Source organism: Streptomyces curacoi, from assembly GCF_001513975.1.
Taxonomy (GTDB): Bacteria; Actinomycetota; Actinomycetes; order Streptomycetales; family Streptomycetaceae; genus Streptomyces; species Streptomyces curacoi.
Genome location: NZ_KQ947996.1, coordinates 106,608 through 131,260 on the forward strand (window position 1 = coordinate 106,608; position 24,653 = coordinate 131,260).

General features: G+C 69.1%; 20 protein-coding genes and 5 pseudogenes. 9 read left to right on the forward strand and 16 right to left on the reverse strand.

The features are described from left to right. Positions 1 to 5: 5 nt before the first annotated feature. Positions 6 to 1,130: an FAD-dependent oxidoreductase gene (locus AQI70_RS33970; protein WP_062156290.1), complete on the reverse strand. Its 1,125-nt coding sequence runs from the start codon at positions 1,128 to 1,130 to the stop codon at positions 6 to 8. A 214-nt stretch (positions 1,131 to 1,344) separates the two neighbouring features. After that, positions 1,345 to 2,292 (reverse strand): aminoglycoside phosphotransferase family protein, encoded by a 948-nt coding sequence (locus AQI70_RS33975; protein ID WP_062156291.1) that lies wholly within the window; start codon positions 2,290 to 2,292, stop codon positions 1,345 to 1,347. A 452-nt stretch (positions 2,293 to 2,744) separates the two neighbouring features. On the opposite strand from AQI70_RS33975, the gene AQI70_RS33980 reads away from it, so the two are divergent. Further along, on the forward strand, positions 2,745 to 3,578 hold the full coding sequence (locus tag AQI70_RS33980; RefSeq protein ID WP_062156292.1) for a tetratricopeptide repeat protein: 834 nt from the start codon (positions 2,745 to 2,747) through the stop codon (positions 3,576 to 3,578). Between the two features lie 21 nt (positions 3,579 to 3,599). Here the strand turns inward: AQI70_RS33980 and AQI70_RS33985 are convergent. Beyond that, positions 3,600 to 4,142 (reverse strand): annotated as a pseudogene (locus AQI70_RS33985) (transposase); the annotation flags it as partial. Positions 4,143 to 4,165: 23 nt separating this feature from the next. Between AQI70_RS33985 and AQI70_RS33990 the strand changes: the two are divergent. Beyond that, positions 4,166 to 5,107, forward strand: a complete 942-nt coding sequence (locus AQI70_RS33990) for an IS481 family transposase (RefSeq protein ID WP_425264653.1) — start codon at positions 4,166 to 4,168, stop codon at positions 5,105 to 5,107. 103 nt (positions 5,108 to 5,210) lie between these two features. Here the strand turns inward: AQI70_RS33990 and AQI70_RS39315 are convergent, their stop codons facing one another. Further along, entirely contained in the window at positions 5,211 to 5,378 is a 168-nt protein-coding gene (locus AQI70_RS39315; RefSeq protein WP_159042733.1) for a DUF6381 family protein, read from the reverse strand. 470 nt (positions 5,379 to 5,848) lie between these two features. Between AQI70_RS39315 and AQI70_RS33995 the strand changes: the two genes are divergently transcribed. Next, the gene (locus AQI70_RS33995) at positions 5,849 to 6,640 is read left to right on the forward strand and encodes an IS5 family transposase (RefSeq protein ID WP_062156356.1); all 792 of its coding nucleotides are present in this window, start codon (positions 5,849 to 5,851) and stop codon (positions 6,638 to 6,640) included. Here the strand turns inward: AQI70_RS33995 and AQI70_RS34000 are convergent. After that, positions 6,597 to 7,142: a hypothetical protein gene (locus AQI70_RS34000; protein WP_062156293.1), complete on the reverse strand. Its 546-nt coding sequence runs from the start codon at positions 7,140 to 7,142 to the stop codon at positions 6,597 to 6,599. The genes AQI70_RS33995 and AQI70_RS34000 overlap by 44 nt on opposite strands. 315 nt (positions 7,143 to 7,457) lie before the next feature. Between AQI70_RS34000 and AQI70_RS40975 the strand changes: the two are divergent. The 3 pseudogenes from AQI70_RS40975 to AQI70_RS38855 form a co-directional block, all read left to right on the forward strand. Further along, positions 7,458 to 7,877: pseudogene (locus AQI70_RS40975) on the forward strand (IS110 family transposase); the annotation flags it as partial. 21 nt (positions 7,878 to 7,898) lie between these two features. Next, positions 7,899 to 9,033 (forward strand): annotated as a pseudogene (locus AQI70_RS38070) (DNA polymerase III subunit alpha); the annotation flags it as partial. A 242-nt stretch (positions 9,034 to 9,275) separates the two neighbouring features. Then, positions 9,276 to 9,603 (forward strand): annotated as a pseudogene (locus tag AQI70_RS38855) (PHP domain-containing protein); the annotation flags it as partial. Positions 9,604 to 9,693: 90 nt separating this feature from the next. Here AQI70_RS38855 and AQI70_RS34020 read toward each other — a convergent pair. The 6 genes from AQI70_RS34020 to AQI70_RS34040 form a co-directional block, all read right to left on the reverse strand. Further along, positions 9,694 to 10,539, reverse strand: coding sequence for an aldo/keto reductase (locus AQI70_RS34020; RefSeq protein ID WP_107117148.1), 846 nt, complete (start codon positions 10,537 to 10,539; stop codon positions 9,694 to 9,696). Positions 10,540 to 10,691: 152 nt separating this feature from the next. Continuing rightward, on the reverse strand, positions 10,692 to 11,693 hold the full coding sequence (locus tag AQI70_RS34025) for an SMP-30/gluconolactonase/LRE family protein (RefSeq protein ID WP_062156298.1): 1,002 nt from the start codon (positions 11,691 to 11,693) through the stop codon (positions 10,692 to 10,694). Between the two features lie 49 nt (positions 11,694 to 11,742). Continuing rightward, the gene (locus AQI70_RS38075; RefSeq protein ID WP_167358933.1) at positions 11,743 to 11,892 is read right to left on the reverse strand and encodes a hypothetical protein; all 150 of its coding nucleotides are present in this window, start codon (positions 11,890 to 11,892) and stop codon (positions 11,743 to 11,745) included. Positions 11,893 to 12,032: 140 nt separating this feature from the next. After that, entirely contained in the window at positions 12,033 to 13,019 is a 987-nt protein-coding gene (locus AQI70_RS34030; RefSeq protein WP_062156357.1) for an aldo/keto reductase, read from the reverse strand. 241 nt (positions 13,020 to 13,260) lie between these two features. Then, positions 13,261 to 13,584: a carboxymuconolactone decarboxylase family protein gene (locus AQI70_RS34035; protein WP_062156299.1), complete on the reverse strand. Its 324-nt coding sequence runs from the start codon at positions 13,582 to 13,584 to the stop codon at positions 13,261 to 13,263. Between the two features lie 405 nt (positions 13,585 to 13,989). After that, positions 13,990 to 14,439, reverse strand: coding sequence for a nuclear transport factor 2 family protein (locus AQI70_RS34040; protein WP_062156300.1), 450 nt, complete (start codon positions 14,437 to 14,439; stop codon positions 13,990 to 13,992). Positions 14,440 to 14,619: 180 nt separating this feature from the next. Here AQI70_RS34040 and AQI70_RS34045 point away from each other — a divergent pair, with 180 nt between their 5' ends. Together AQI70_RS34045 and AQI70_RS34050 are read left to right on the forward strand one after the other, a co-directional pair. Continuing rightward, positions 14,620 to 15,495 carry a helix-turn-helix transcriptional regulator gene (locus tag AQI70_RS34045; RefSeq protein ID WP_062156301.1) on the forward strand — a complete coding sequence of 292 codons (876 nt, stop codon included), beginning with the start codon at positions 14,620 to 14,622 and terminating at the stop codon, positions 15,493 to 15,495. Between the two features lie 212 nt (positions 15,496 to 15,707). Then, positions 15,708 to 16,439, forward strand: a complete 732-nt coding sequence (locus AQI70_RS34050; protein WP_062156302.1) for an SDR family NAD(P)-dependent oxidoreductase — start codon at positions 15,708 to 15,710, stop codon at positions 16,437 to 16,439. Positions 16,440 to 16,698: 259 nt separating this feature from the next. Here AQI70_RS34050 and AQI70_RS34055 read toward each other — a convergent pair whose 3' ends face one another. The 5 genes from AQI70_RS34055 to AQI70_RS34075 are packed head-to-tail and all read right to left on the reverse strand — an operon-like array spanning position 16,699 to position 22,357. Beyond that, positions 16,699 to 17,238 carry a hypothetical protein gene (locus AQI70_RS34055; protein ID WP_062156303.1) on the reverse strand — a complete coding sequence of 180 codons (540 nt, stop codon included), beginning with the start codon at positions 17,236 to 17,238 and terminating at the stop codon, positions 16,699 to 16,701. Position 17,239: 1 nt separating this feature from the next. Continuing rightward, positions 17,240 to 19,420, reverse strand: a complete 2,181-nt coding sequence (locus AQI70_RS34060; RefSeq protein WP_063801649.1) for a hypothetical protein — start codon at positions 19,418 to 19,420, stop codon at positions 17,240 to 17,242. Beyond that, entirely contained in the window at positions 19,417 to 20,493 is a 1,077-nt protein-coding gene (locus AQI70_RS38080; protein WP_062156305.1) for a hypothetical protein, read from the reverse strand. Before AQI70_RS38080 ends, AQI70_RS34060 begins: the two co-directional genes overlap by 4 nt. Further along, the gene (locus tag AQI70_RS38085) at positions 20,424 to 21,134 is read right to left on the reverse strand and encodes a hypothetical protein (RefSeq protein WP_062156306.1); all 711 of its coding nucleotides are present in this window, start codon (positions 21,132 to 21,134) and stop codon (positions 20,424 to 20,426) included. The genes AQI70_RS38080 and AQI70_RS38085 overlap by 70 nt, the downstream gene beginning before the upstream one ends. Beyond that, positions 21,131 to 22,357: a site-specific integrase gene (locus AQI70_RS34075; protein WP_244181951.1), complete on the reverse strand. Its 1,227-nt coding sequence runs from the start codon at positions 22,355 to 22,357 to the stop codon at positions 21,131 to 21,133. The genes AQI70_RS38085 and AQI70_RS34075 overlap by 4 nt, the downstream gene beginning before the upstream one ends. Before the next feature lie 336 nt (positions 22,358 to 22,693). Between AQI70_RS34075 and AQI70_RS34080 the strand changes: the two are divergent. Continuing rightward, a pseudogene (locus tag AQI70_RS34080) lies at positions 22,694 to 24,141 on the forward strand (helix-hairpin-helix domain-containing protein); the annotation flags it as partial. Between the last annotated feature and the right edge of the window lie 512 nt (positions 24,142 to 24,653).

Below are 24,653 nucleotides of genomic sequence, written 5' to 3' on the forward strand. Positions count from 1 at the left end.
ACGACTCATGAGGTCTGCCCGTCCCCTCCGAAGAAGTTGATCAGCTCCTCGGGTGTGGGGTTGTCAGGGGCGTCGGCCTCGGCTTCGCCGACCGCGGCACTGCGGGGGAACAGCGCGTGCTCGTACGCGGCGAGCGCTGCCTCGACGTCGTCGGGGTGCGCGGCGAGGGCCTCACCGAGTTCAGCACCGTCCAGCATGGCCAGGTTGGCCCCTTCGCCGTTCGGGGGGATGAGGTGGGCAGCGTCGCCGACCAGGGTCACCCCCGGAACCCGGTCCCACCGGTGCCCGACCGGCAGGGTGTGGTGGGGACGCAGGACCGGCGCGGTGTCGCTGTCGGTGATCAGGGCGGTGAGTTCCGGGGCCCAGCCGTCGAACTCCGCCGCGATCCGCGCGGTGGCGCCCCTGGCATCGGCGAAGTCGACACCGGCGAACCACTCCAGCGGCTTGGAGAGCATCACGTAGGCGTGGAGGGTCCCGTCCTTCTCCCGGTGGGCCGCGATCTGCCTCTTGCCCGGCTCCACCGCGAACAGCGATCCGCCACCGACGGCCTTCGCGGCAGCGGGGTGCCGGGTGTCGGCGTCGAACAGATAGGTCTCGACGAACGACGTACCGGTGTACTCGGGTACCGCGTCGGAGACCAGCGGCCGCACCCGTGACCAGGCGCCGTCCGCGCCGACCAGCAGGCTCGTGACGACGGTGCCGCCGTCCGCGAAGGCCACCTCGTGGCGGCCCTCGCCGAGGCCGCGCACCCTGCCGGCCTTGTGGCCCCACCGGACGGTTCCGGCCGGGAGCGAGTCGAGCAGGATCTGCCGCAGTTCGCCGCGCTGCACCTCGGGGCGTCCGCCCGTGCCGTCGTCGGTCTGGTCGAGCAGGACGGTCCCGTTCCGGTCGAGGACCCGCATCGCCTGCCGGCCCTCCAGGACGATCCCGCGGAACTCGTCCGTCAGACCGGCCGCCCGCACGGCCAACTGGCCGTTGTAGTCGTGGATGTCGAGCATCCCGCCCTGCGAACGATCCGTCGGTGAGGCCTCCGCCTCGTAGACCGTGGCCGGGATGCCGTGGACACACAGGACCCGGGCGAGAGTCAGCCCGCCGAGCCCGGCGCCGATGATCGTGACGTCAGTGGTCATGGTGCTTCCTTGCCTGGTCGCGCCCACCGGATGGGCCCCGGCGGGATCTCCGGCAAGACTCCGGGCCCCCGCCGACAAACCGCCGACACCGGACCAACAGCCCCGACACGGGACCGACACGGCGGCTGCGCGTCCTGCTACCGGCAGCCAGGACGTCGTCCACCGCCGCGGCCGGCACTCACCGATTGCGCGAAGCTGCCCAGCGTGGCCACCTTCATGCGGCTGACCAGGTACCTGTTTCTGCCGAAGTACCAGCCCTTGATGAGTGCCGGCTCTGGAGAACACGATCGAGCGCCGCCCAGCCCGCGGGTCCCCATGTCGGCTTGCCGCCAGGAAGGCCCCGGTCTCCGTTCTGGCCCATCAGCATGAGGAACAGGCTTTTCAGAGCAGCCAGCCCGCGGGCGCGCCGGATCGTCGCCTGGTCCGCGTGCGCGTACACGTCGAAGAACCGTGAGGCGGCGCCCGCGGGAAGGACCACCCATGCGGCCGCGAGGTCCCACGCCGGATCACCGGCGAACATGGCACCGAAGTCGATCACGCCCGAGAGCGTCCCGTCCGACACGACGACATTCGCGGGATGAAGGTCACCGTGCACCCATACCGGCGGGCCCTCCCACTCGGGGGCGGCAACGGCATCATCCCAGACGGCCCGGACCTCGTCGGCGATGCCGCCGGGGACAACGGCTCGAAAGAAGTGGTCGAAGCCGTCCGTGCACTTCTTGGGGTGGTCGCCGCGGTCCTCACTGATCGGCGCGTCAGCGGGGGCCTCCACGTGGAGCGCCCTGAGGAAGCCCGCCAGGGTCTCGGCCGCGTGGTCGCCGCGGCTGATGGAGGTGTGGTCCAGTGGCTCGCCGGGGACCCACGTCATGATGGTCCAGTGCTTGGGGAAGCGCTCGGACGGTTCGCCGAACCGCACCGGGGTCGGCACCGGGAGCGGCAGGCGCGGGGCCAGCACAGGTAGCCACCGGCGCTCCTTGAGCTGGAGCTCCGGGGTGGGGTCCATGCGCTGCATGCGCACGGCCAACTCGTCCCCGAGACGCCACATTTGGTTGCCCCAGCCGCCCGCCACCTCGCGGATGGCCAGCCCTGCAAGGTCCGGATGCTGCTCCCGCAGCAGGTCGCGGACCAGGTCTGCGGTGATCTGGATCTCGGAGTTGGTCATGCGAAGTCACAGTACTGGGGCAGGCGGAGCGGCTCTCACTCTCCGGAAGATCCAGCCACCCAACCAGTAAGTCAGGCCGATACGACGCATGCGAATGTGCGGTTCATCCACGATGGGTCAACGCCCGGGGGACCCGCTGAGACACGAGCAGGTGGTGGTACGCCCGCGCACGAGGAGCGTGCGTCCGCCCCCCCCCCGGCGGAGTCCGCCCCACGACTGGCGGGTGGCTGTCCCGCGACAGCGAACCTTGAGCGTGTGCCATCGATTCCTAATGCCGTTTGTCAAGGGTGGTCAGTGAGTCACTCTGGCGCTCAGCTTGTTGTTCAACGCCCCGCTTCTCAGCGGTGTGGTACGAGTTTCGCGCTGCCGCCTGGCCCCGGACGGCGCGGGTCTGCCGATCAACCTTCACCCCCTTCCTCGAACGGGTGCGCAGCCATCCGTATGCTCCAGGCATGAAACTCTTCCGGCAGCGCGGCCGAAACAACGCCGGGCAGATAGTGAGATCCCCCTTGGCCCAGGCCATGGCCCTATACGAGGCGGGGCGCTTTGCCGAGGCGGAGGCTGAAGCCCGCGCCGTAGCCGTGGCCCGCTCCCGGCCGCGCGACGACATGTACGCACCGCTGGCGTTGAGCATCGCCGCGCTCGCGACGGGCGCCCAGGGCCGTCATGCCGAGGCCGCCACCGCATACGACACACTGCTGCCGGTCTTCAGAAGGATCTTCGGTGCCGAACACCCGCAGACCCTGAAACTGCGCTCGGACCGCGCCCAGGCGCTCAGCGCGCTCGCCCGGCACGCCGAATGCGAGTCCGAGTGCGCGGCAGTAGCTCGGGCCGCGACCCGCGGCACGGGGCCGGAGATGCCGATTATCGCGACGGCCGCCCGCAACGGACTGATCTACGCCCTCAACGCGCAGAGCCGACACCCGGAGGCCGAGGCACTCGCCTGCGAGGCCCTCGCCGCCCATCACGTACCAGACCGGTTCACGCTGGTCCTGCGGCTAGGACTGGCCCGGAGCCTCAACGGCCAAGCCCGCCACGAAGAGGCTCTTGCCGAGGCGGAGCGCGCCGACGAGCTGCGCCGCAGCCTGCCCGAGGAGCAGCACCGCCCGGAGACCGGAGCCGTCGAGCTGGCCATGGCCACCGCCCTCCTGGGGCTGGGACGCGGTACCGAAGCCCGCACCAGGGCAGCGGCCGCCCACGACGCCTGCCTGGCGGCCTTCGGCCCGGACCACCGCCGCACCGCCGAAGCCCGGGCGCTGCTGGACCGCATCGACGGGGCCGCCTGACCGGGCGCACCACGCCGGTGGTCAAGCCGCGAGAGCTGCCGGGGGCCCGAGCTGGTAGCACCGGCCGTCGCGTAGGAGGGCCCAGAGGACGTTGACGTGGCGGCGGGCAAGGGCGAGGACGGCCTGGGTGTGGCGCTTGCCCTCGGCACGCTTGCGTTCGTAAAACCGGCGGGATTCCTCGCACCTTCGGATGCTGAACAACACGGAGGTGTAGAAGACCCGTTGGAGTCTGCGGCTGTATCGCCGCGGGCGCCGCAGGTTGCCGCTGATCCTCCCGGAATCGCGGGGCACCGGCGCGACGCCGCCGAAGCCGGCGAGGCGGTCGGCGGTGCCGACGACCGCCATGTCACCGCCAGTGGCAGCCAGGAACTCGGCGCCGAGGATGACGCCCAGCCCCGGCATGCTGGTGATCACGTCAAAGGCGTGGTGGTCGCGAAACCGGGCCTCGATGTCCCTGTCGAACTGGGCGACTTGCTGGTTGAGGCCCATCACCTCCTTCGCCAGCGTGTGCACCAGTTCCGCGGCCAGCTTCTCGCCAGGCAGGCTGGTGTGAAGTGGGGTTGCCCCATCCCCAGGTCGCGCACCGGATCTACGATGCACTGCTCGGCCGTCCGGACCGTCTCCTCCAGCAGCCGACGCGCTCTGCCTGGCGGCGTGCCCGCGGCCGCAGCGATGCGGGCGGCAACCTCCTCCATCGCGGGCGGGGCCTTCAGGTACCGCTCGCCCGGGTCAAGCTGGCCCCGGCCGAAAGGGATCGGACGCAAGAGCCGGGCCGCATCCAGGACGTCGGCGAGGCGGGACTGTTCAGCGCGTGCGTAGCGCACCGTGTTGGTCAGCACCACGGGGACCGAGAGCCGGTCACCGAGCGCGAGGCCTCCACCGCCCACCGGATCCTGGCCCGTCACCGCCTGCCGGCGCTTGCTGCCTGCGACCGGGCCACCGGCGAACCGGTACGCCGCTACGAACGCGCCCGGCCCGGCGAACTGGTCCACATCGACGTCAAGAAGCTCGGCCGCATCCCCGACGGCGGCGGCCACAAGACCCTTGGCCGAGCGGCCGGACGCAAGAACCGCACCGGCGTCGGGCACGCCTACCTGCACACCGCCCTGGACGACCACAGCCGCCTGGCCTACACCGAAGACCTGCCCGACGAGAAAGCGATCACCTGCGCCGCCTTCCTGACCCGCGCCACCGCCTGGTTCACAGCCCAGGGCATCACCATCGAACGGGTCCTGACCGACAACGCCTGGGCCTACACCAAGAACACCTGGCGCCAGACCTGCCACGACCTGAACATCAGCCCGCGCTGGACGCGGCCCTGGCGCCCCCAGACCAACGGCAAGGTCGAACGCTTCCACCTCACCCTGCTCGACGAATGGGCCTACCACCGGCCCTACACCTCAGACGCAGAACGCCAGGCAGCGTTTCCCGACTGGCTGGACTGGTACAACTTCCACCGCCCCCACACCGGAATCAACGGCCACACCCCAGCCAGCCGCGTCACCAACCTGTCCGGACAGCACACCTAGGGTTCTTCGTGGCGCCGCGGACTGCGCCCCCCTGGTCGCCCGTCTGCGCTGGCCAGACCTCTCTCGATCAGGCGTCGCAAGCGACGCCCATAGTGGCGGCTGCCTATTCCGAAGGGTCGATATCTCCGGACTGCTTGCCGCTCGCCTCATGCAGCTTGCGGGCCTGTTCCAGGAGTTGCTTCCGTTCTAGCGGGTTGTGGGTACTCTCCGCTCTGACCGCCAATAGCCGGGCCTGCTCCTGGAGTCGTTCGCGTGTCTCTTCGCTGCTCATGAATGGTCCTCGCTTCGTGAAGGGGATACCACACGGTGGAGCAAATCAGGCGCAGGCGGTCTTCGCACTTCGACGTGCCGTTGCGTGGCTCGCCGCGCTTCGCAACGGCCGCCATCGCCTACGCGGCGTACTAGAAACTGGAAGCCTTCGCAAACGGCACAGTCACTCAAACTTCCCTACGTTGTTCTGCGGGAGGCGGTGAGAAGCTGTTGTCTTTTCGATCTTGAGCGGTGGCGGTCGAACGCGGATTCCCGGTCGGGTGATCTGGCCGTGGCCGGGGCATGAAGACGGGGCCTCCTGAACAGCTCGTGGGTGTCGAATCCATGGAGCAACAGGAGGCCCCGGTGCTGCAGTCTTCCGTGTCGATGGCCGGGCAGTCCAACTCGGTCGCTCCAACGTGTGATTGCCTCGCGCACGTGTACGGCAACGCGGCCGACCAACCCGTACGGCGGCGCCGGTACCCGTCGGACATGACGGACGCGGAGTGGGCTGAGGTCCGGCCGCTGCTGCCGACGCCCGGCTGGATGCGCGGGCGGGGAGGCCGGCCGGAGGGATACTGCCACCGCGCGGTGCTGGACGCGATCCGCTATCTCGTGGACAACGGCGTCAAGTGGCGGGCGATGCCAGCTGACTTCCCGCCGTGGGACCGGGTGTATGCATTCTTCCGCCGCTGGCGCGACCACGGTCTGGTCAAGGAGTTCCATGACCGGTTGCGCGGCCAGGTCCGCGAGCGGCTGGGCCGGGACGCGGAGCCGACGGCCGGGGTGATCGACTCGCAGTCGGTCAAGGCGGACGCCGTCGTCGGCGCCGACAGCCGCGGCTACGACGGTGGCAAGCTGGTCAACGGGCGCAAGCGGCACGTCGTGGTCGATACCCTCGGCCTGCTGCTGGGCGTGATGGTCACCGCCGCGGACACCGGCGACCGCACCGCCGCCCAGGTGCTGCTGCGACAAGTCGCCGACGCGCACCACCGCCTCGCCCTGGTCTGGGCGGACGGTGGCTACACCGGCAGCCTCGTCGAGCACTGCCTGGCCGCTCTCGCCCTGGTGCTGGTGATCGTCAAGCGCAGCGACGACATGCGCGGCTTCGTGGTGCTGCCCAAGCGGTGGATCGTCGAGCGCCTCTTCGCCCACCTGATGCGCACCCGCCGTCTGGCACGCGACTTCGAACGCCGCACCGCCAGCGCCGAGGCGATGATCTACTGGCCGGTGATCCTGCTCATGACCCGCCGCCTGGCGAGGCCACACCAGTCGCGAGGGTGAACCGGCCCGGCGCAGGCTCGGCCAGCCAGCCGCGCGCGACCAGGCGTTTAGCCTTCGACCGCAGCGCCTCCACCCGCGCCGGCACCACCTCCACGCCGAACAAGGCGGTCAACTCCTGGCAGCTGAGCGGCGCTTGACCGAGCCGGACCCGATCGGCGAGGGCCTGCACGATGCGCTGGTAGTCGACCGACAGCGCCGCCCCGGCCAGCCCCTGGCGCCATACCGGCACCTGCGATTTCGGCTTCGCCGCGGCCGTCGGCGGCGGCGCCTCGGCTTGGGTCCGGGTGTCGCCCGGCTCCTTGGCGGCCACCGCGTCGGCCGATCCGTCACCCCGCGCGGACAGCAGCACACCGACCCGCTTACGGGCGATCGTCCACTCCTGCCATTCCTGCTCGGCCACGGCAAGTTCGGCCTCGATGCGGTCGGCTTCCTCACGCAACGTCTCCACCCGACGACGGGCGGCGAGTTCGTGCTTTTCCAGCAGTCCGACCACCGACGGCATCCGGGACCTCCACGGGAGCGATGACACGACAAGCCACCACTCCCACGCTGCCCCCATCTCTACTCCTGACCAGCGAAATCGCAGTCCTCAAGCTCGGAAAGACAACAGCTTCTGAGCCCTTCGTATGGTTCACCCACCCAGGGGCGTCGGGTGTGGCTTTCAAAGTTCTGCCGCTTGTGGCTTCCATCGATTGGCCGTCCGACGCCCCACGACGACTCGGCTGCCAATTAGGAATTGCGAATGATCGCTCGGTAGGGAATCGACAGCGAGGTCGTCCGTGGGAAGTGCCATCAGCACACTGCACGGAGGCACGACATGGCCGCGATCTGGGCCGGCATCGACGCAGGCAAGACCCATCACCACTGCGTCGCGATCGATGAGAGCGGCCGTCGGCTGCTGTCACGTCGCGTCGCCAACGACGAGACCGAGCTGCTCGAACTCCTCGCTGACGTCCTGGCTTTAGGCGACGATGTGACCTGGGACATTGATCTTGCCGACGGCGGAGCCACGCTGGTCATCGCGATCCTCCACCACCACGACCAGCCGGTGCACTACATCTCCGGCCGGGCCATCCACCGGGCCTCCGAGAGCTACCGCGGCGAAGGCAAGACCGACGCCAAGGATGCCGCCGTCATTGCCGACCAGGCCCGTGTCCCTCGCGACCTGCACCGCTTTACGCACCGGCGACGACACCGTCACCGACCTCAAGATCCTCACGGATCGGCGCATGGACCTGTCGCCGACCGCACCCGCACAATCAACCGCTTGCGAGCCCAGCTCACCGGCGTTCTCCCCGGCCTGGAACGGGCGTTGGATCTGACCAACACTGGCCCACTCACGTTGCTGACCGGCTACCAAACTCCAGCGGCCATCCGCCGAATCGGCGCCAAGCGGCTGGAGACCTGGCTGCGTAACCGTCACGTCGTCCGCCCCGACCAGCTCGCCGACAGCTCAGTCCGGGCTGCCGAACGGCAGGAACCTCAGGTGGTGGGCGCAGGCCGCGAGGCCGGGGACGGGATGCGGCTGTTGCGGCAGCGGTGCGAGGCCGGCATGGTCGCCCGCGGCCTGGACGCCGACCCGCGCGCCACCCAGCAGCTGGAGTACGAGCTGGGCGTCATCGGCCGGCTCGGGTACGAGGCGTACTTCCTGGCTGTCGCCCAGGTCGTCGCCGATGTCCGCGCGATGGGTATCCGGGTCGCTGCCCGCGGCTCCGGCGCCGGATCCATGGTCAACCACTCCCTCATGCCAGAGACCTACCGGGCCCGACAGGCCCTGCGTCACACCGGGCTTGCACTCGGCATCGAGCCGCAGACGGTGGACCGGATCGCCAAGTCCTTTCCGCATCTTCGCGCGGGACATCCCGAACGCTGTCGCCGAGCTGCCCGAACTGCGGCAACTCGCATCCGAGGCAGAGCGGTTCGGGCGCTTGTGGGAGCTGGCGGCGGGGCTGGACGCGCTGCCGCACGGGTACGCCATGCACCCGTGCGGCGTGATCCTCTCCGACGCCTCCCTGCTGGACCGGCTGCCCGTGCAGCCCACCCCGGACGGCGCCTACCCGATGGTGCAGGCCGACAAGGACGACGTCGAGGACCTCGGTCTGCTCAAGCTCGACGTGCTGGGCGTACGGATGCAGTCGGCGATGGCGCACGCCGTCGCCGAGATCCGCCACACCACCGGGCGCCAGCTCGACCTGGACAGCCCCGACCACGTCGACCTCGCCGACCCCGACACCTTCGACCTGATCCGCCGCGGCAACGTGTTGGGCTGCTTCCAGATCGAGCCGTCCGGCCAGCAGGACCTCATCGCCCGGCTTCAACCGCGCCATAGGCAGGACGTCATCGCCGAAATCTCGCTCTTCCGCCCGGGCCCGGTCGCCGGCGGCATGCCCGCTTGAGTCGCGGCACTGACCGTGTCCCCCGCCTTCCTGTCGCATTACAGGCGGGCCGTTGGCTCCGCGCACGAGGTCGTGTCAAGGGGCAAGAAGTCGCTTTCGATCGCTTCCGCGTGACGGAGGTCACGCTTGCGTTAGGTCGTCGGACGTCACCCGGTCGGGCCCAGAGCCCCAGAGCCGAAGCACGGTCGCCAGCATCGGAGAGGCGCTCGCGCCAGGACTGGCCGGAGACGGGGCGACTCATGCACCTCCACGTAGCCTCCGGCTTTCGGCGTGCTACGGAGCCATGCATCCCGATGCATGGCTCGGTGGGCTCCCGAGCGGGGCATCGAGTGGTTCGCGCTGACCGATCGCGACACCGTGCGGTTTGCGAAGGCGTGTGCAGATCATGGGGTGCGTCCGATCTTCGGCGTTGACCTTGCTGTTGGTGCTGGCGACGCCCAGCCGAAGACGGAACGGAGCCGTACCCCGGTACGAGGCGGAGCCCATGTCATCGAGCCAGCCTTCCGCGTCACGCTGGTTGCGCGAAACGCGGCGGGCTGGGCCCGGTTGTGCCGTCTGGTGTCGGCCGTTTGTCCCGCAACGAGTTCACCGAACAGGCGATGACTCGCCGCGCTCGGGCAGGAGGGACAAGACGCGGCGCGCCGAGCGCCGCGGCGGTCAGTCGAAGCGGCGCTTGCCCATCCAGGCGACGGTGTCGGGGTCGTGGTAGTCGACGACACTGCTGGCGCCGGTGTCCAGGGTGGCGATCCGGGCCATCTCCTCCGACGAGAGTGTGAAGTCGAAGATGTCCAGATTCTCGGCCATCCGCTCGGGGCGGGCGGACTTGGGGATGACCATGATGTTCCGCTGGACGAGCCAGCGCAGGACGGTTTGGGCGACGGTCTTGCCGTGCGCGCTGGCGATGCCGCTCAGCACGGGGTTGGTGAAGAGGTCGTCGCGTCCTTGTCCGAGCGGGCCCCAGGATTCGAGCCGCACCCCGCGCTTGTCCATGATCTCCTGGTCGAGGGTCCGCTGGTAGAACGGGTGAGTCTCGATCTGGTTGACCGCCGGGGTGATCTCGTTGTGGTCGATGAGGTCGATCAGCCGGTCGGGGAGAAAGTTGGAGACACCGATGGCGCGGATCGCGCCCTGCCGGTAGAGGTCCTGCATGGCCCGCCAGGAGCCGTAGATGTCGCCGAAGGGCTGGTGGATCAGGTACAGGTCGAGGTGGTCGAGTCCGAGCTTGCGCAGCGAGGTGTCGAAGGCGCGCTTGGTCCGCTCCTCGCCGGCGTCCTGGATCCACAGCTTGGTGGTGATGAACAGCTCGTCCCGGGGGATGCCGCTCTTGGTGATGACGCGGCCGACGGCCTCCTCGTTCTGGTAGCCCTGGGCGGTGTCGATGTGGCGGTAGCCGGCGGCGAGCGCCTCGGTGACGGTCCGCTCGGTCTCCTCGGCCGGAACCTGGAAGACGCCGAAGCCGAGGATCGGCATCTGGACGCCGTTTTTCAGCGTGACGTTGGGGATGTTCTGGGACACGGTCGGTACGTCCTTCTGTCGCATGCTGGCGGGGCAATGGTGCGGTGGCGCGGCCGGATGGCAGTTCCTCATGGCGAGGGGGGAAACATCGCGGTGGCGGCCTTGTGGGGCCTGGCCCCCGCACAGCTGGGGCCGGCGGTTCAGCGGTGCTGCGGGCCCGAGTGGGTGAGCAGCTGGCTGGGGTTGAGAGTCCCGCGCTGGAGGCGGGAGTCGTGGGGTGCGTTGAGGCCGGCGTTGGTGATGTACAGCCGGTTTCCCTTCACCGCGGCGGAGGTGGGCGAGGCGAGTCCGTCCTTGGCGGTCAGTGCGGTCTTGGTGGTGCCGTTGGGGTAGACCACGGTGATCTGGGCGGTCGGCTCGTGCCGCGCGGCGAACACCACGTCAGAGTGCTCGTTGAGGAAGGCGAAGTCGTCGACGCTGGTGAGCTTGTTGGTCACGGTGTTGATCCGGCCGGGGGTGCCGTCGGCGGTGACCGGGACCTTGGACAGCGTCGCCTTGTTGAAGTTGCTGACCCAGATGGCGCCGTTGTGGATGCGCAGGCCGTTCACGCCCAGCTTCAGGGAGGCGTCCGGCGTGGGGGCGAGAGCCGGGTCGGTCAGCCAGGCTTTCGCCTGGCCGCCCGAGGCGGGTACGGCCCAGATGGTGCTGTTAAGGCTGTCGGCGACATACAGGGTCCGGCCGACCGGGTTGAGGGCCAGGCCGTTGGGCAGCCCGTCGGTGGGCAGTGCGGCCAGCCGCTGGGGGCTGCCGCCTACCGGCAGCTTCCACACACCGGAGCGGGCAGCGTCGTCGGACCACACGTTGTAGTAGACGGTGCCGTCACTGCCGCGCGTGTTACCGGTGATCCGATCCCCCTCATGTCCGGTGGCGAGGACGGTGCGGTGCCCGGACGGTGTGACCTTCACCAGCCTCGGCGCCTTCTCCGCTACGGCTCCCAGCATGGAGAGCGTCACGGAGTTGTCCGGGTTGACGGTGATGTTCTCCGGTGCGTCGCCGGCGGCGAAGTCGAACTCCGCCACGGTCTTCACCTGGGTGACGACCGGCCGCGGGGTGTGACCGGCGGCGGAAGCGGACGGAGCCGAGACGAGGACGGTCGCCGTCACGATGGCCGCTGCGGCGTAGGGGGTGAAACGCTTTGGCATGGGAATGACTCCTGCGGGGTCTTCTTGGGTGCTGCTTGAGGGGCGGCGATCAGCTGACCGAGCCCTCGGCGACATCGGGGGCGAGGCCGCCGCCGCGTACTTTGCTGTCGAGCGCGATGGCCTCGTCGGCCGCCAGTGGGAAGTCGACGACGTCGAAGTTGTCCGCGGCGCGGTGCGCCTGGACAGACTTCGGGATCACGGATGGACCGTGTGCGCGAGGTGTCAGCGCAGGTCGCGGGTGTACCGGCCGCCTGCGCGGCCCACCCCGGGACGGCACACATGTTCCAGGTGCCGACAGGGCCCTTCCCCTGGGCGGACAGAGGCCCTGTCGACGCGGGCCTACTTGCCCACCAGGCCCATGTGCATCTCGTTGTAGCGGTCGCCCTGCACGCCGACGCGCGAGGCCAACGCATCGAGATCCGCCAACTCATCGGCAGAAAGGCCGACTCGGGTCGCCCCGGTGTTCTCCTCGACACGCTCGATGCGGCGGGTTCCGGGAATGGGAACGATCCACGGCTGCTGCGCGAGGAGCCAGGCAAGAGCGATCTGCCCCGGGGTGGCGTCCTTGGCCCGGGCCAGGGCGGCGACGTGGTCGACCAACGCCTGGTTGGCCGTCCGGTTGTCCTCGCTGAAGCGCGGGATCGTATTCCGGACGTCCCCTTCGGTGAAGGCGGTGGCTGCGTTCACGGTGCCGGTGAGGAAGCCCTTGCCGAGCGGGCTGAACGGCACGAAGCCGATGCCGAGTTCAGCCAGTGTCGGCAGCACCTCCGGCTCGGGATCGCGCGTCCACAGCGAGTACTCGCTCTGCACCGCGGTGACCGGATGCACGGCGTGGGCGCGGCGGATCGTGCCCGCCGCGGCCTCCGACAGACCGAAGTGGCGTACCTTGCCGGCCTTCACGAGCTCACCCACCGCCCCGGCGACCTCCTCGACCGGAACGTCGGGGTCCACACGGTGCTGGTAGAAGAGATCGATGGTGTCGGTGCGCAGGCGGCGCAGCGAGGCGTCGGCGACGCGCCGGATCTGCTCCGGCCGGCTGTCGACGCCGCCGATCGCGCCGTCCTCGATGCGCATGCCGAACTTCGTCGCGATGACGACCTGGTCCCGCACGGGGGCCAGCGCCTCGCCCACCAACTCCTCGTTGACGTAGGGCCCGTAGACCTCGGCGGTGTCGAAGAAGGTGACACCCCTCTCGACGGCGCCGCGCAGCACCCCGATCATGTCGTCGCGGCTGCCCGGGTTGGGGCCGTACGCCTGGGACATGCCCATGGCACCCAGACCGATGGCCGACACCTCAAGCCCTTGGCCCAACGTGCGTGTGTGCATCTCGATCTCCTTGTCGCTCTCGGTCCGCACCCAGGAGAGGGCGGGTGTTGCGGGTGTTCAGTGGCTGGTGCAGTCGCCTTCGATGGGTGGGGACTGCACGACCCCAGGCCGCTGCCGACTTCTCGACCCGGCCCACGGCTTGATGGGCTGCTGCTTCGTGATGTCGGTCGGCCTCGGGCCGGTCTTCGAACATGTCGACGACCGGGGGCGATCACGCCGGGTCACCACCGCCGAGGGGTGGTCAGGCTGAGGACTGCTGGTCGGCGATCTTCTTGAGCTGGTTCATCGCGGTCATGCCATTGGGCCAGCCCGCGTAGAACGCCAGGTGCGTGATCGCCTTGGACAGCTCCTCGACGCTCAGCCCGTTCTCCAGGGCCTTGCCCAGGTGGTAGGGAAGCTGCTCGCTGCGGTACAGCGCGGCCAGCACGCTCACGGTGACGAGGCTCCGGTCGCGCTGGGACAGACCGGGACGCTCCCAGATGTCGTCGAAGAGCACGTTGTCGGTGACCTCGACCAGCTTCGGCGCGATCTGGGCCAGCTCCCTGGGCGCGGACATCTTGGCCATGAGGTGACTCCTTATTACGGCGTGAACACGTATCGGGCAGATCCCGCTCTCGTCGAGGGCGGACCGCCCGGCAGCCGCAGCGGCTTCCGAAATCCGCTCCGGAGCATCCGCGGACTGCCCTCGCTATCGAGGAAACCGCAGGTCATACACGCGTGGGAGTCACTGCCGTGAGAGGTACTGACAGGGCCCCCCAGGCCGTCTCGGCGCGCCTCATCTGCATCCATGGACAGCGCCGCGTGCCCGGTCTGTGCCACGAGGCGGCCGGCATACCCCGCGTCGGCTGGGCCGTCAGGGTGATGACGGCACCGGCGAGCGACGGAGCTTTCAGGCCCAGGACGGAGGTGGGAGCGCCACCGCCGGTCCACGAGTGGGGTTGCCCGGCGGTGCCGCTGCGAGCGGGTCGCTTCAGGCGCTCTTGTGGTGGTGGCTCATGTCTCCGGCCCCGTCGGCGTGAACCGTCCGGGAGGTGAAGTGCCACGTGCCGTCGGTGAGGGCGAAGGTGTCCTCGTAGCGGCCCTGGAAGATGGGCTGGAGGGGGAAGCCCTCTACGACCTGGAAGCTGATCACGTAGGACATGCTGTGCGCGGTCAGGCCGTCGTCGGCGACATCGGTGATGAGGTTGGCGACCATGTGGCGGGTGCCCAGCTTGTCGCCGTACACGATGATGGGCTCTTCCAGGGCGGCAAGGTGCTCGGCCTTGCCGTGGCAGACGACTTCCGGGGACAGCTGCCACCTGGCGTTCTCGAACAGCGACGCCGCGCCTTCGAGGTCGGCGCCGTCGAGCCGGTGACAGTAGGTGTAGATCAGGCGGGCGATCTGGTCCTCGGCCTCGCGGCGGTCTTCGCGGGAGATCATTCGTTTGCTCCTTGATTCATTGGGGCGCGCCTCGTTGCGAGGCGCTGCGGTGCAGAGCTCGAACCTGCACATTCGGTGCAATGACAAGAGAGCCATCCTTCATCGGCGCGAGGGAGTTCACGCTGTGAGGGGTACTGGCAGGGACCCCCACCAGCCCCTTCGGTTTCCTACGCTGGATGCATGGACAACCGGGACGAAGTCAGCGCATTCCTCACATCGCGCCGCGCCAAGATCACCCCCGAGCAGGCGGGACTGCCGGTGTACGGGCAGCGGCGGGTGCCCGGGCTGCGCCGCGGCGAGGTCGCGATGCTCGCTGGGGTCAGCGTCGAGTACTACACGCGCTTGGAACGCGGAAACCTCGGCGGCGTCTCCGACAGCGTCCTGGACGCCCTGGCGAAGGCCCTACGCCTGGACGACACCGAACGCGATCACCTCCACGTCCTGGCCCGCGCGGCCAACGCGGGCCCACCCCGCACACGCCGCCGCCCCAAGACACCCACCGTGCGACCCAGCGTGCTGCGCCTCATCGACGGGCTGCACGACCAGCCGGCCTATGTGCGCAACAACCGCCTGGACATCCTGGCGGTCAACCCCCTCGCGCGCGCCCTGCACCACGAGGCCCTCGAACAGACCCCCGCCAACAACGCCCGCTACGTCTTTCTCGACCCGCGCGCCACCCGCCTGTACCCCGAATGGGAACGTGTGGCCCGCGACGGGGTCGGCGCTCTGCGGGTCGCCGTCGCCAAGGACCCCTACGACCGCGAGCTGTCGAACCTGATCGGCGAGCTGTCCACCCGCAGCGACGCCTTCCGCACCATGTGGGGCACCCACGACGTCCACGTCTTCACCGAAGGCACCAAACGCTTCCACCACCCGGCGGTCGGCGACATGGAGCTCGTTCACGAGTCCCTCGATCTGTCCGGCGAGGGAGGACTCACCCTCACCGTCTACAGCGCCGACCCGGGCACTCCGGGCGCCGACGCCCTCAAGCTCCTGGCGAGCTGGGCCGCCACCCAGGAGCAGGACGCCCCCGCGCAGCCCGGCACCGAGCGCTGACTCCGGCTCCGGCCCGTGCGCCAAGCTTCTCGTCCTGGTAGCGCCGCCTCGGGTCGAGGGGGTTCACCACTGGGGCCGAGTGCCTTGCGGACGGCAAAACGGCAGCATGAGCCCACACCTCCCCCTGATCCCTTGTATCCCGCGGCAACCTCACACTCTGAGCGATATCCCGGCTACGACATCGATTCACACACCAGTAGGAGGGAACGCCCATGCCCCGCATCTTCATCACCGGCTCCGTGGAAGGGCTCGGCCGCAATGCGGCCGAGGACCTCATCGCGGACGGCCACGAGCTCGTCCTGCACGCCCGAAACGACCGGCGCGCCGACGCGCTCGACGACCTCGCCGCCAAGGGAGCCCACGTCGTCGTCGGCGACCTGGCGCGGCTGGACGAGGTCCGGGCTGTCGCCGACGGCGTGAACCGTCTGGGCAGGATGGACGCGGTGATCCACAACGCGGGAGTCGAGCACGGCGCATCGCTTCTCCCGGTCAACGTGGTTGCGCCGTACATGCTGACCGCGCTCATCGAGCCGCCGGCACGCCTCGTGTACATCAGCAGCGGAATGCACCGCGGCGGGCAGCCGGACCTCACCGACGTGGACTGGTCGGGCGCACGCAGGACGCACTCCTACTCCGACAGCAAGCTACTGGTCACGGCGCTGGCACTCTTCATCGCCCGCACATGGCCGGACGTGTTCACTAACGCTGTCGACCCGGGGTGGGTGCCCACCCGCATGGGCGGCGCAGCGGCCAACGACGACCTCCGCCTCGGTCACGTCACCCAGGCATGGCTCGCTGCAAGCAACGCCTCCGAGGCCCACGTCACCGGACGGTACTGGTTCCACCAAGCGCAACAGCAGCCGGCCCCGGCCACACAGGACGAGGCATTCCAGGAAGAACTCGTCGATACGCTGGCTCGATACACCGGTGTCACCCTCCATTGAGCCGTGACGTGTCAGGAGGCTGCTGACAATCGGCGGTCCTCCCGAAGGAGGCAAGTACGACGGGAGCGGGCCGACTTCCGCCTCGCCCACCCCACCGCGACATCGAACTCGCCACCGAGCTCCAACGCGTCCACCACTGCTACGCCGCAGCCACCGATGCCGCCCCGGCCAAGATGCCGGCGGCCCGCCCAACGACCGACATTACCTGCAGCACCACCTGACCCCGCGGGCCTGGCCCCGCACCCCCCATCCTGCTTCTTCAGGGACCCCCGTCAGGGATGTCGCCTGAGTCCGAGCTGCACGAACCGGGCGGTGCGTCCTTGGCCCGCAACGAGAGGCGGGTGACGACGTCAGCCGCCTCGGCCTGCTGTGTCAGCATCGAGCGCAGCCTTTCGATCTCGTCGTACTGGGCAGCCAACCGCGAGATCGCCAGGGTCCGGAACTCGGTCAGCTTCGCTACCTCAGCGTCCCGACGGGCAACCCGGTCCGTCAGCTCGGCGTTCTGCTTCTTGAGGCGCTCGAGCTGCGCGGCGCGAGGGTCGACGATCTCCCCGGCGTCCTGCAGTGCCTGGAGGCGGCCCGTGAACTCCTCGGCCAGGTGCTGGTAGGCGCCGGGTCGGCTCGTGCCGTCACGGTTGCGTTTCGCGTAGAAGCCGGTGCGGGTCACGCCCGAAAGCTGGGCCAGCGTCTTCAAGTCGGCCTTGGCTCCGGGCGGGAGATTTCCCTGCAGGATCTGTTCCATGGCGGCCCGTACGGCCGCTTCGTTGCTGGCCTTGTCCTGAGCGTTCAGCCGCGGCACGTCACGCCGTCCCTTCCGATATGGCGGCATCGAGGTCGGCAACCACGCGCAGGGCCCGCTCGCGCTCGGGGATCAGCCGCTGCCGCTCGCCGCGCGGCACCCGCGGGTTCTCGATGAATACCGTGAGCGAGGCGGCTTGCCCCGCCCACACTGGCCGGTGGCAGGGGTGGTGCGTGGCCTGCGGGCAGCGCGCCGAGTCGCACATGCCCACCAGCGGCTTCGTCGCGTCCGGAGTCCCGGCGAGACGGAGGCACAGGGCCTTGGACGGGTCACGGAACCAGCAGAAGTTGGCCGGCCCGACGTGCAGGGTCTGGGCCTGCTTGCGCAGCAGGCTCTCCAGGTGGGCGTCGTCGTTGAGGACCTTGGGGTCGGACCGTGCGGCTTCGGTGAGTTCGGCATCCACGTGGGCGAAGGCTTCGATCACGCTCCGAGCTCCGGGACCGGCGGGCAGGCGGCCGGCTTGGACGTCGCGGAACGCCTGCACGGTGAGCTGGACATGATGCTCTTCCTCGGCCTCCTCGATCTCGGTGAGGAACAGCCGCTGCGATCCGCCCGGACGCGCGGCATAGCCCTCCGTGGTGGCGACGGAGATGTGCTTGAGCGCAATCTTCGCGGCGAGCAGGCCGCCCGGCCGCTTGGCAATGGTCTGCGCCAGCGTGCGCCTGAGCATGCGGGCGTTGACCGGGCCCGGAGGTATGAGTGGCAGGCCCCACCGCTCGCGATTGCCGGACCTCTCCAGCCAGTTCCGTAAGTTGTCCAGCCGAGCACCGATCATGATCGAGCCGAACAGGGGGTCGCCAACAGGGCGGCCGACTAGACGCTCGGCCAGCGCGACGGCGCGATCGACTTCCTCGATGACCACCCACTCGTCCGGCATCCCGCCGAACGGCTTCCACTTGATCACCCTGCTGGCCAACCGGAACCGTTTCCCGGCGCTTTGAGTCGGCCGTTTGCTGGAGCGGCCCCCGACCGCGATCTCGGCCAGTTCGCTGGTCCGCATCCCGCTGAGGGCGCACGTCAGCACGAGGCAGGCGGTGACCACGTAGCCCGCCATGATTTCCACGTCTCCGTCGGCCAGCGGCCTCGTCCAGGGCACCGGTTCCTTGGTGTCTGCCCGGGGGATCGGGGCGGCGTTGCGGGCCCACGCGCCGGCGAAGCCGACCTCTACGGCGAGTTCAAGCAGAACGGGATCCTCTTTGAGGCGCTGGTACGGCTCGGAGCGGCTGAGCTCCCGCACCCCGATCCTGCGGCCGAGGCGGCTGGCCGCCAGATACCTGAGAGGTCCGCGCTCGTCCTGCTCCTCGACCACCGCTCCCTTCTGGGCCGAGATCGCGGGCAACGGCTCGTGCGCCGCCCGCATCTGCACCAGGACGTCCCGCATGGCCGGAAGGCGGTCGACGGTGAAGCGGGGCAGGCTCGCCGCGGCGGCCGCATCGACGCGCAATTCGTCGAGCAGGTCCGCCAGGTGCGGGCCGACGTCGTTGACCAGATACAGGCACGTCGCCAGCAGGGGCTGCAGGACGTGGTCGGGCATGGGCGGGACGCGGTTCGCCCGCCCGCTCTCGGCCCCGACGACCGAAGCCGCGGTCCTGCCCGGCCAAGGGGTGAACCCGGGACGGTGCCTGTCAGTGGACAAGAGCTCGCTGTACAGCGGGACCAGCTTCATGCAGCGGACGATCTCCGTCAGCGTGTCCGGGGCCAGCCGCCGTTGCGGTTTGTTCGGTTCCGGCACACTCCAGGACCGCTCCTCCAAGTACTGCTCGCACAACGTCTGGGTCACCTCCTCCAGCGTCTGGATCCCGGTCCCGGTCAGCCAGTTGAACCATGAGGTGAGCTGCACCCGGATCCGGTTGGCCGTCCGCGGACTGCGGACCCTGCGTCCGGCCAGTGGACACTTCAGGACGGCCTCGAAGCGTGGCGCGAGGACGGCCAGGACGATCTCTTTCGTCACCACGCGCCACGCGGGGTTCAGGATCTCGGCGAAATCCCATGCCAGTTCCCAGTCCTGGATGGTGCGGTGGCGTTGGGTGAGTCCCGTCAGGATCCACAGGTCCTCGTCGAAAATGCTCCGCTGTGCCCCGGCGGCGAGCTGCAGGCCGGCCAGCTCGCAGACCTCCACGCCGGCGAAGGCCGACTCGGCCCGGCGCTGGATGGGACCTGACGGCGAGGGGCGGCGCATCATGACATCTCCTCCGGACGCAGCGGCAGTTCCGTGTCGTCGTCGGCGACTTCGCGGGCGGCTCTGGATCGTGCGTCCGCGGTGAATTTGGGCAGGATCTCGGAGCTGAGGCGGTCGGCGTACGGACCGAAGGCCCGCACGAAGTGCTCGGTGGGCATCTGGCGGAACTGGCGCAGGAAGAACGACTCCAGCCGGAGCAGATTGCCGATGTGCCGCGGCATGAACACCGCGAGCGGGCACAGCAGGCACACCCAGGGCCGGGCCGGGCACGGCTTGCCGGCGGGCCCGTGGAGACCGGCCAGCTGATCGGCGCATGCGGCGGTGAAGACATCCCGCTCGCCGCCCACGAGCGCGGCGATCGACGCGGTGTCCAGGCCCAGGCGCTCGACCTCACCGGGGAAGCCCTCCACGAACGTGGCCGCTTGCTCGCTGGTCAGGACCACCGGTGCCAGCGCCTTGCGCAGGAGGTCCGCCTGACCGTCCTCGATGATCGACTCCACCGCGTCGAGCTGGGCGGGAGTCGTCGGTATCACGTAGTGATCGCCTTCGGTGCGCGGGGTGTGATTCGGGTCGATCGTGGCGCGCCCGGTCCAGCCACGCCGGGCCAGCTGCTCCTCGTACGTCGCGCGGATCCGGCCGCGGTGAATCGTGAAGGGCGTCCCCAGGTCGTCCGTCAGCGCGACCTCCTTGACGAAGGTCTGGCGGGGCTTACCCGTAGCAGGCGGGCCCGTAACCCGGGAACCGGTGAGCGGGTCCTGCGCGATCCACAGCGACTCGCGCAGCTCGTCGTCGGCGAAGACCCTCAAGGGGGCGGAATGCTCCAGCCACTGCTCCAGCAGCCGCACCGCCCGCTTGGGCAGGTTCAAGCTCTCCTTCGCCGCCCGTCCCTTGACGTAGCTGAGCAGGATCGTCGTGTCGCCGGCCCACTCGAGGTCATCGAGCCCCAGCCCGTCGATGCCGTCCGGCACGATGCCGCAGTACATGCCGAAGAGCGTCTGGTAGGCGATCAGCGTGTGCATGCTGGGGAAGAGGCCATCGCGCACCTGCTGCACCAGCCGGCTGGCGGGCGGTTCCACTTCCCGCCTCCCACGCGCTCCACGAAGTCCGGGTTGTAGGCCATCGGGCCCTCGCGCCGCATGAGCCATGCGATGTCAGCCTCTGTGATGCGCCCACCGATCCGGGGTTCGGCGCCCAACTCGGCCAAGGCCAGAGCCTCCTTGTGGCGAGCACGGCTGCTGTGCACGACCGACTTGCACGCTTCCTCCAGACGCGACCACTCCGCGTCCGTGTACGCCCGGTGCGGACGCGTTGCCTTCTCTTTTTGGATCGGGTTGCCGGCGATGTACTCGCGGACCTCGGGGCGCAGCGCACCGGTGACGGTGTCGAAGCCCTTGAGCAGCATCCGTGTCTGGACCTCGCGGTCGTATGACGTGGTCAGCCAGAACTGAATCAGGGTGCCGCGGGTGAGCTCGCAGGCGGGGCCGTCGAACCCGGAAGCGGCCAGGGAGATCACCATCTGCCGCAGCGAGATCGCGTAGAAGTTGGCCGTGTTCCGCGCTCCGATGCCTCCATGCGGATGTGCGTTCTCCGCCAGACCGACCGCAAGGTCACGGGCGAGGTGCGGGTTGGGCAGTCCCTCCAAGTCCGCCGTCCAGGAACGGCCGTTGCGCAGCATGAACTGGACAGCCAGCGGGGCATCGATGACGGTCGCGGTCACCGGGCATCCTCCTCGTCGTCGAACTCGGCGTCTGCTTCGGCCGCGGCAGCGGGGGTCCGGCGGGCCAGTGCGTCCTGGTAGGCGTTTCGGTAGAGCCGAGTGACGTCCAGGCGCGCGATGTAGAGCTCCGTCGACAGGGCGCTCTGATGTCCGAGCAGGTCACGCAGCACCAGCATCGGGTCGGACTTGATCAGGTAGAGGGCCATGGCCGCGTCGTCGCCGGTGTCCGCGACCAGGGCGGCGGCTTGCCGGTAGAACCCCTTGATCAGCTGCTCGAGGGTGGCCATGGCCATCGTGTGCCTGAGCCGGTGCGAGGCTGTGGTGGGGAAGCGGGGCTCGTACCGTTCGCGGATCCTCACCGATGTTCGACGGAACACGGTTGACCAGTCCACGAAGGGTTTTCCCGTGGACTGCAGGCCCACCAGGGGCGATTGGCCTTCCGGGGTGACCAGGCACAGCCGCTCCGCGGGCCGCAGCTGCCGCCATGATCTGCGTTCCCCGTTCAGATGGGCGCCCTCCCAGTCGGGAACCTCGACCAGCAGAGGAGTGCCCAACCGTGCGGGCGGCCGCCATCGGAACCCTTCCGCCGAGGCGGCACGGTCCAAGTCGATGTACTGATGCATCTCGGCGAGCGCCCCGTAGTGGATCCAGGACGTCCGGGCCTTCTGCCCCTTGGTCAGTGCATGGCCCAGCGGGAAGAGCACGGGCAGAGTGGTCGGACGGGCGGGCAGCGGCGGCACCTCGTAGATCGTGAGGTAGGTGAACTCCTGCTTGCGCAGCCCGCTGGACAGCACGCTCTTCGCCATCGCGGCATTTCGTGCCCCTTCGCGCGGTCGGCGATACCGACGGTCCGGCTCGCCGTCCGGCCCCAGCCCGGCGAGCGCGTGCACGAAGAGGTCGGCGAAGTCCTCCTCGAGGTACTTGATCGTCGTGTGCGGCCGGGGCTGCCGCTGTCGTGCCAGGTTGATCTGTACGTCGACCAGCACGCCATCCGCGATCCGCTTGCCCGCGCGGTAACTGAACGGGACCGCCGTACATAGGCCCTCGCTCTGAGCCCACCGATAGAATCTCGACAGGATCCCGATGTGCAGGTTCCAGGTGGTGTGATCCCACCGCTGCTTCAAGGGCCCGTTGAAGCGGTGCTCGGCGTACATGCTCAAGGCGGCGCGGAGTTCTTGGCGGTCGCCCAGCGGATGGACACCACGGACTTTGAGGAATGTCATCCACTCGCACAGGCAGCCGGCGTTGTTCTCCCACGTACGAACGGCTGAAGCTCCTTCGAGGGGAAGCTCCCTCAGCCACCGGTTGGCATACACGGCAGGGCGAGGCGCTCCAAGGGCGTCCTCGAAGAGCAGGTCGTCGTCAATGACGATTGGCATCCCGGTCCGGATGAGCGGCTGACGGGACACATTCCAGGACTCCCACCCCGCCGGAGTGAAGCTGCTCATGTGCATGAGAGGAGACGCTAGGTATCCGACACCTTAACGTGCAACAGACTCGAACGGCCCTTCGCCTGCTGCGACTTCGGAATGCGACACGGTGACAAAGCAGCCACTTCCGCCAGGTTCATCGCCGCGAGGCACGGCACCGAACCGCCCCGCTACCCGCACCCCGACCTGGAACCGATCCTCGACGACACGTACGGAGTCATCATCTGGCGTGAATAAGTCATCGCCATCTTCGCAAGAATGACCGTCTGTGACCGTGCCGCTGGCGACGTTGCCCGCCGTGCTCTCGCCGACACCGAGCGCCTGCCGAAGGTGGAGGACTGGTTCCGGCCCGCCGCCACCTCGCCCGGCTACGCCGCAGCCGTCATCGACGAAGTCTGGGGCATCATCAAGGAGTTCGGGGCGTACGGGTTCTGCCGGGCGCATGCCGTCGCGTTCGCCGTGCCGGCCGTCCAGTCCGCCTGGCTCAAGGCGCACCATCGGCGGCCTTCTACGCGGGCCTGCTGGAACACGACCCCGGCATGTGGCCGATGCGGGTGATCGTCTCGGACGCCCGACGCCTCGGCGTCCCCGTCCTCCCCGTCGACGTCAACCACTCCCGCCCCGCGCACAGCGTGGAGCGGACCGACCAGGGATGGGAGGTACGCCTCGCGCTGTCCACGGTGCGCGGGATCAGCGATGCCGAGGCCGCCCGGATCGCCGCCGGGCAGCCCTACACCTCGCTGCAGGATCCGTGGCAGCGGGCACGGCCGTCGCTGCCCACCGCCCAGCGGCTCATCCAGATCGGCGCGCTCGGTCCGCTGCAGGGCGAGCTGACCCGGCGGGATCTGCTGCTGGAGGCCACCGAACTGCACCGGCATGCCCGAAATCGCGCCGCGGTCGACGGGCAGCTGCCCCTCGGCGAAGAGGCCGTCACCGCCACGGCGAGCGGCCTGCCCGAGATGACCCGCCGCGAGCAGCTCACCGCAGAACTCAACATCCTGTCCGTCGACGTCAGCCAGCACCTGATGGAACACCACCACCGGCTGCTGCGCGAGCTCGGCGCCACCGACGCCGCCCACCTGCAACAACTCCACCCAGGGCAGCGCGTCCTCGTTGCCGGCGTGCGCGCCTCCACCCAGACACCCCCCATCGCGTCCGGAAAGAGGATCATCTTCGTCACGCTCGAAGACGGCTCCGGCCTCGTCGATCTGGTGTTCTTCGAGGACAGCCACGACGCGTGCGCCCACACCGTGTTCCACTCCGGGCTGCTGCTGGTGCGGGGCACGGTCGAGCGCCGAGGCAACCGGCGTACCGTCGTCGGTGAGATGGCCTGGGACCTCGACCAGGTCGCGGCCGCCCGCCGGGACCACGGTCCCCAGACCGCACTCAAGCTGCTCGGCCGCGCCGCGCCGGCGCCCACCCCCGCTCAGCCCACACCCTCGGGCGCACCGCCCCGAACCCTGCCGGATGGCACCGCCGGAGCACGGCTCCACCCCTACGCTGATCTCCAGCCAGCAGGAACACGCTCCCCTGACCTGCGCAGGCTCGGGCACCGAAGCCCCGGTTCTCCAGGCTGATGTGTGTCTCATGAGACACACCCGTACGCCCACCCGCGGGTGGGCGTACGGGATTCAGGTGCTGGATGGGACTGCATGTCGCCTCTGGTCAACGCGCGGCGTTGCATCTGGGCGGTTCGGTCGCGGTCCAGCGCCGGCAGCCACACGAACAGGTGATTGACCCCTCGTGCGTCACAGCCGCTCGTAGCTGGGTGATAGGTGTGGCGATGTTGCTCACCACTGTTGTTTGGAAAGGAAGGTACGTGCCCGTGTTGCTCCCCGTTCTCCGCTGGCCTTGGTAGCAGATCCAAGGAACGATGACATGAAGGGGCGCCCCGGACGATCGTCCGGGGCGCCTCCCAATACCGGATCAGCCGGTGTTTTGACGCGTGGCCTGGACGACCAGATAGCCTCGGCTCCCCGCCGTACCAGACCGCAAGTCATGAATACATCTGATCCGTTCTCTGACCAGGGCTGGAGACCGTAACCATTGCTCCCTGCAGGGACTTGCTGGCGTCCAGGATCACCGCACC

Excerpts from the sequence above, each read along its gene's own strand:
- AQI70_RS33970 (WP_062156290.1), bottom strand. The coding sequence starts at position 1,130 with ATGACCACTGACGTCACGATCATCGGCGCCGGGCTCGGCGGGCTGACT.
- AQI70_RS33975 (WP_062156291.1), bottom strand. The coding sequence starts at position 2,292 with ATGACCAACTCCGAGATCCAGATCACCGCAGACCTGGTCCGCGACCTG.
- AQI70_RS33980 (WP_062156292.1), top strand. The coding sequence starts at position 2,745 with ATGAAACTCTTCCGGCAGCGCGGCCGAAACAACGCCGGGCAGATAGTG.
- AQI70_RS39315 (WP_159042733.1), bottom strand. The coding sequence starts at position 5,378 with ATGAGCAGCGAAGAGACACGCGAACGACTCCAGGAGCAGGCCCGGCTA.
- AQI70_RS33995 (WP_062156356.1), top strand. The coding sequence starts at position 5,849 with ATGACGGACGCGGAGTGGGCTGAGGTCCGGCCGCTGCTGCCGACGCCC.
- AQI70_RS34000 (WP_062156293.1), bottom strand. The coding sequence starts at position 7,142 with ATGCCGTCGGTGGTCGGACTGCTGGAAAAGCACGAACTCGCCGCCCGT.
- AQI70_RS34025 (WP_062156298.1), bottom strand. The coding sequence starts at position 11,693 with ATGCCAAAGCGTTTCACCCCCTACGCCGCAGCGGCCATCGTGACGGCG.
- AQI70_RS34030 (WP_062156357.1), bottom strand. The coding sequence starts at position 13,019 with ATGCACACACGCACGTTGGGCCAAGGGCTTGAGGTGTCGGCCATCGGT.
- AQI70_RS34035 (WP_062156299.1), bottom strand. The coding sequence starts at position 13,584 with ATGGCCAAGATGTCCGCGCCCAGGGAGCTGGCCCAGATCGCGCCGAAG.
- AQI70_RS34040 (WP_062156300.1), bottom strand. The coding sequence starts at position 14,439 with ATGATCTCCCGCGAAGACCGCCGCGAGGCCGAGGACCAGATCGCCCGC.
- AQI70_RS34045 (WP_062156301.1), top strand. The coding sequence starts at position 14,620 with ATGGACAACCGGGACGAAGTCAGCGCATTCCTCACATCGCGCCGCGCC.
- AQI70_RS34050 (WP_062156302.1), top strand. The coding sequence starts at position 15,708 with ATGCCCCGCATCTTCATCACCGGCTCCGTGGAAGGGCTCGGCCGCAAT.
- AQI70_RS34060 (WP_063801649.1), bottom strand. The coding sequence starts at position 19,420 with ATGATGCGCCGCCCCTCGCCGTCAGGTCCCATCCAGCGCCGGGCCGAG.
- AQI70_RS34075 (WP_244181951.1), bottom strand. The coding sequence starts at position 22,357 with ATGACATTCCTCAAAGTCCGTGGTGTCCATCCGCTGGGCGACCGCCAA.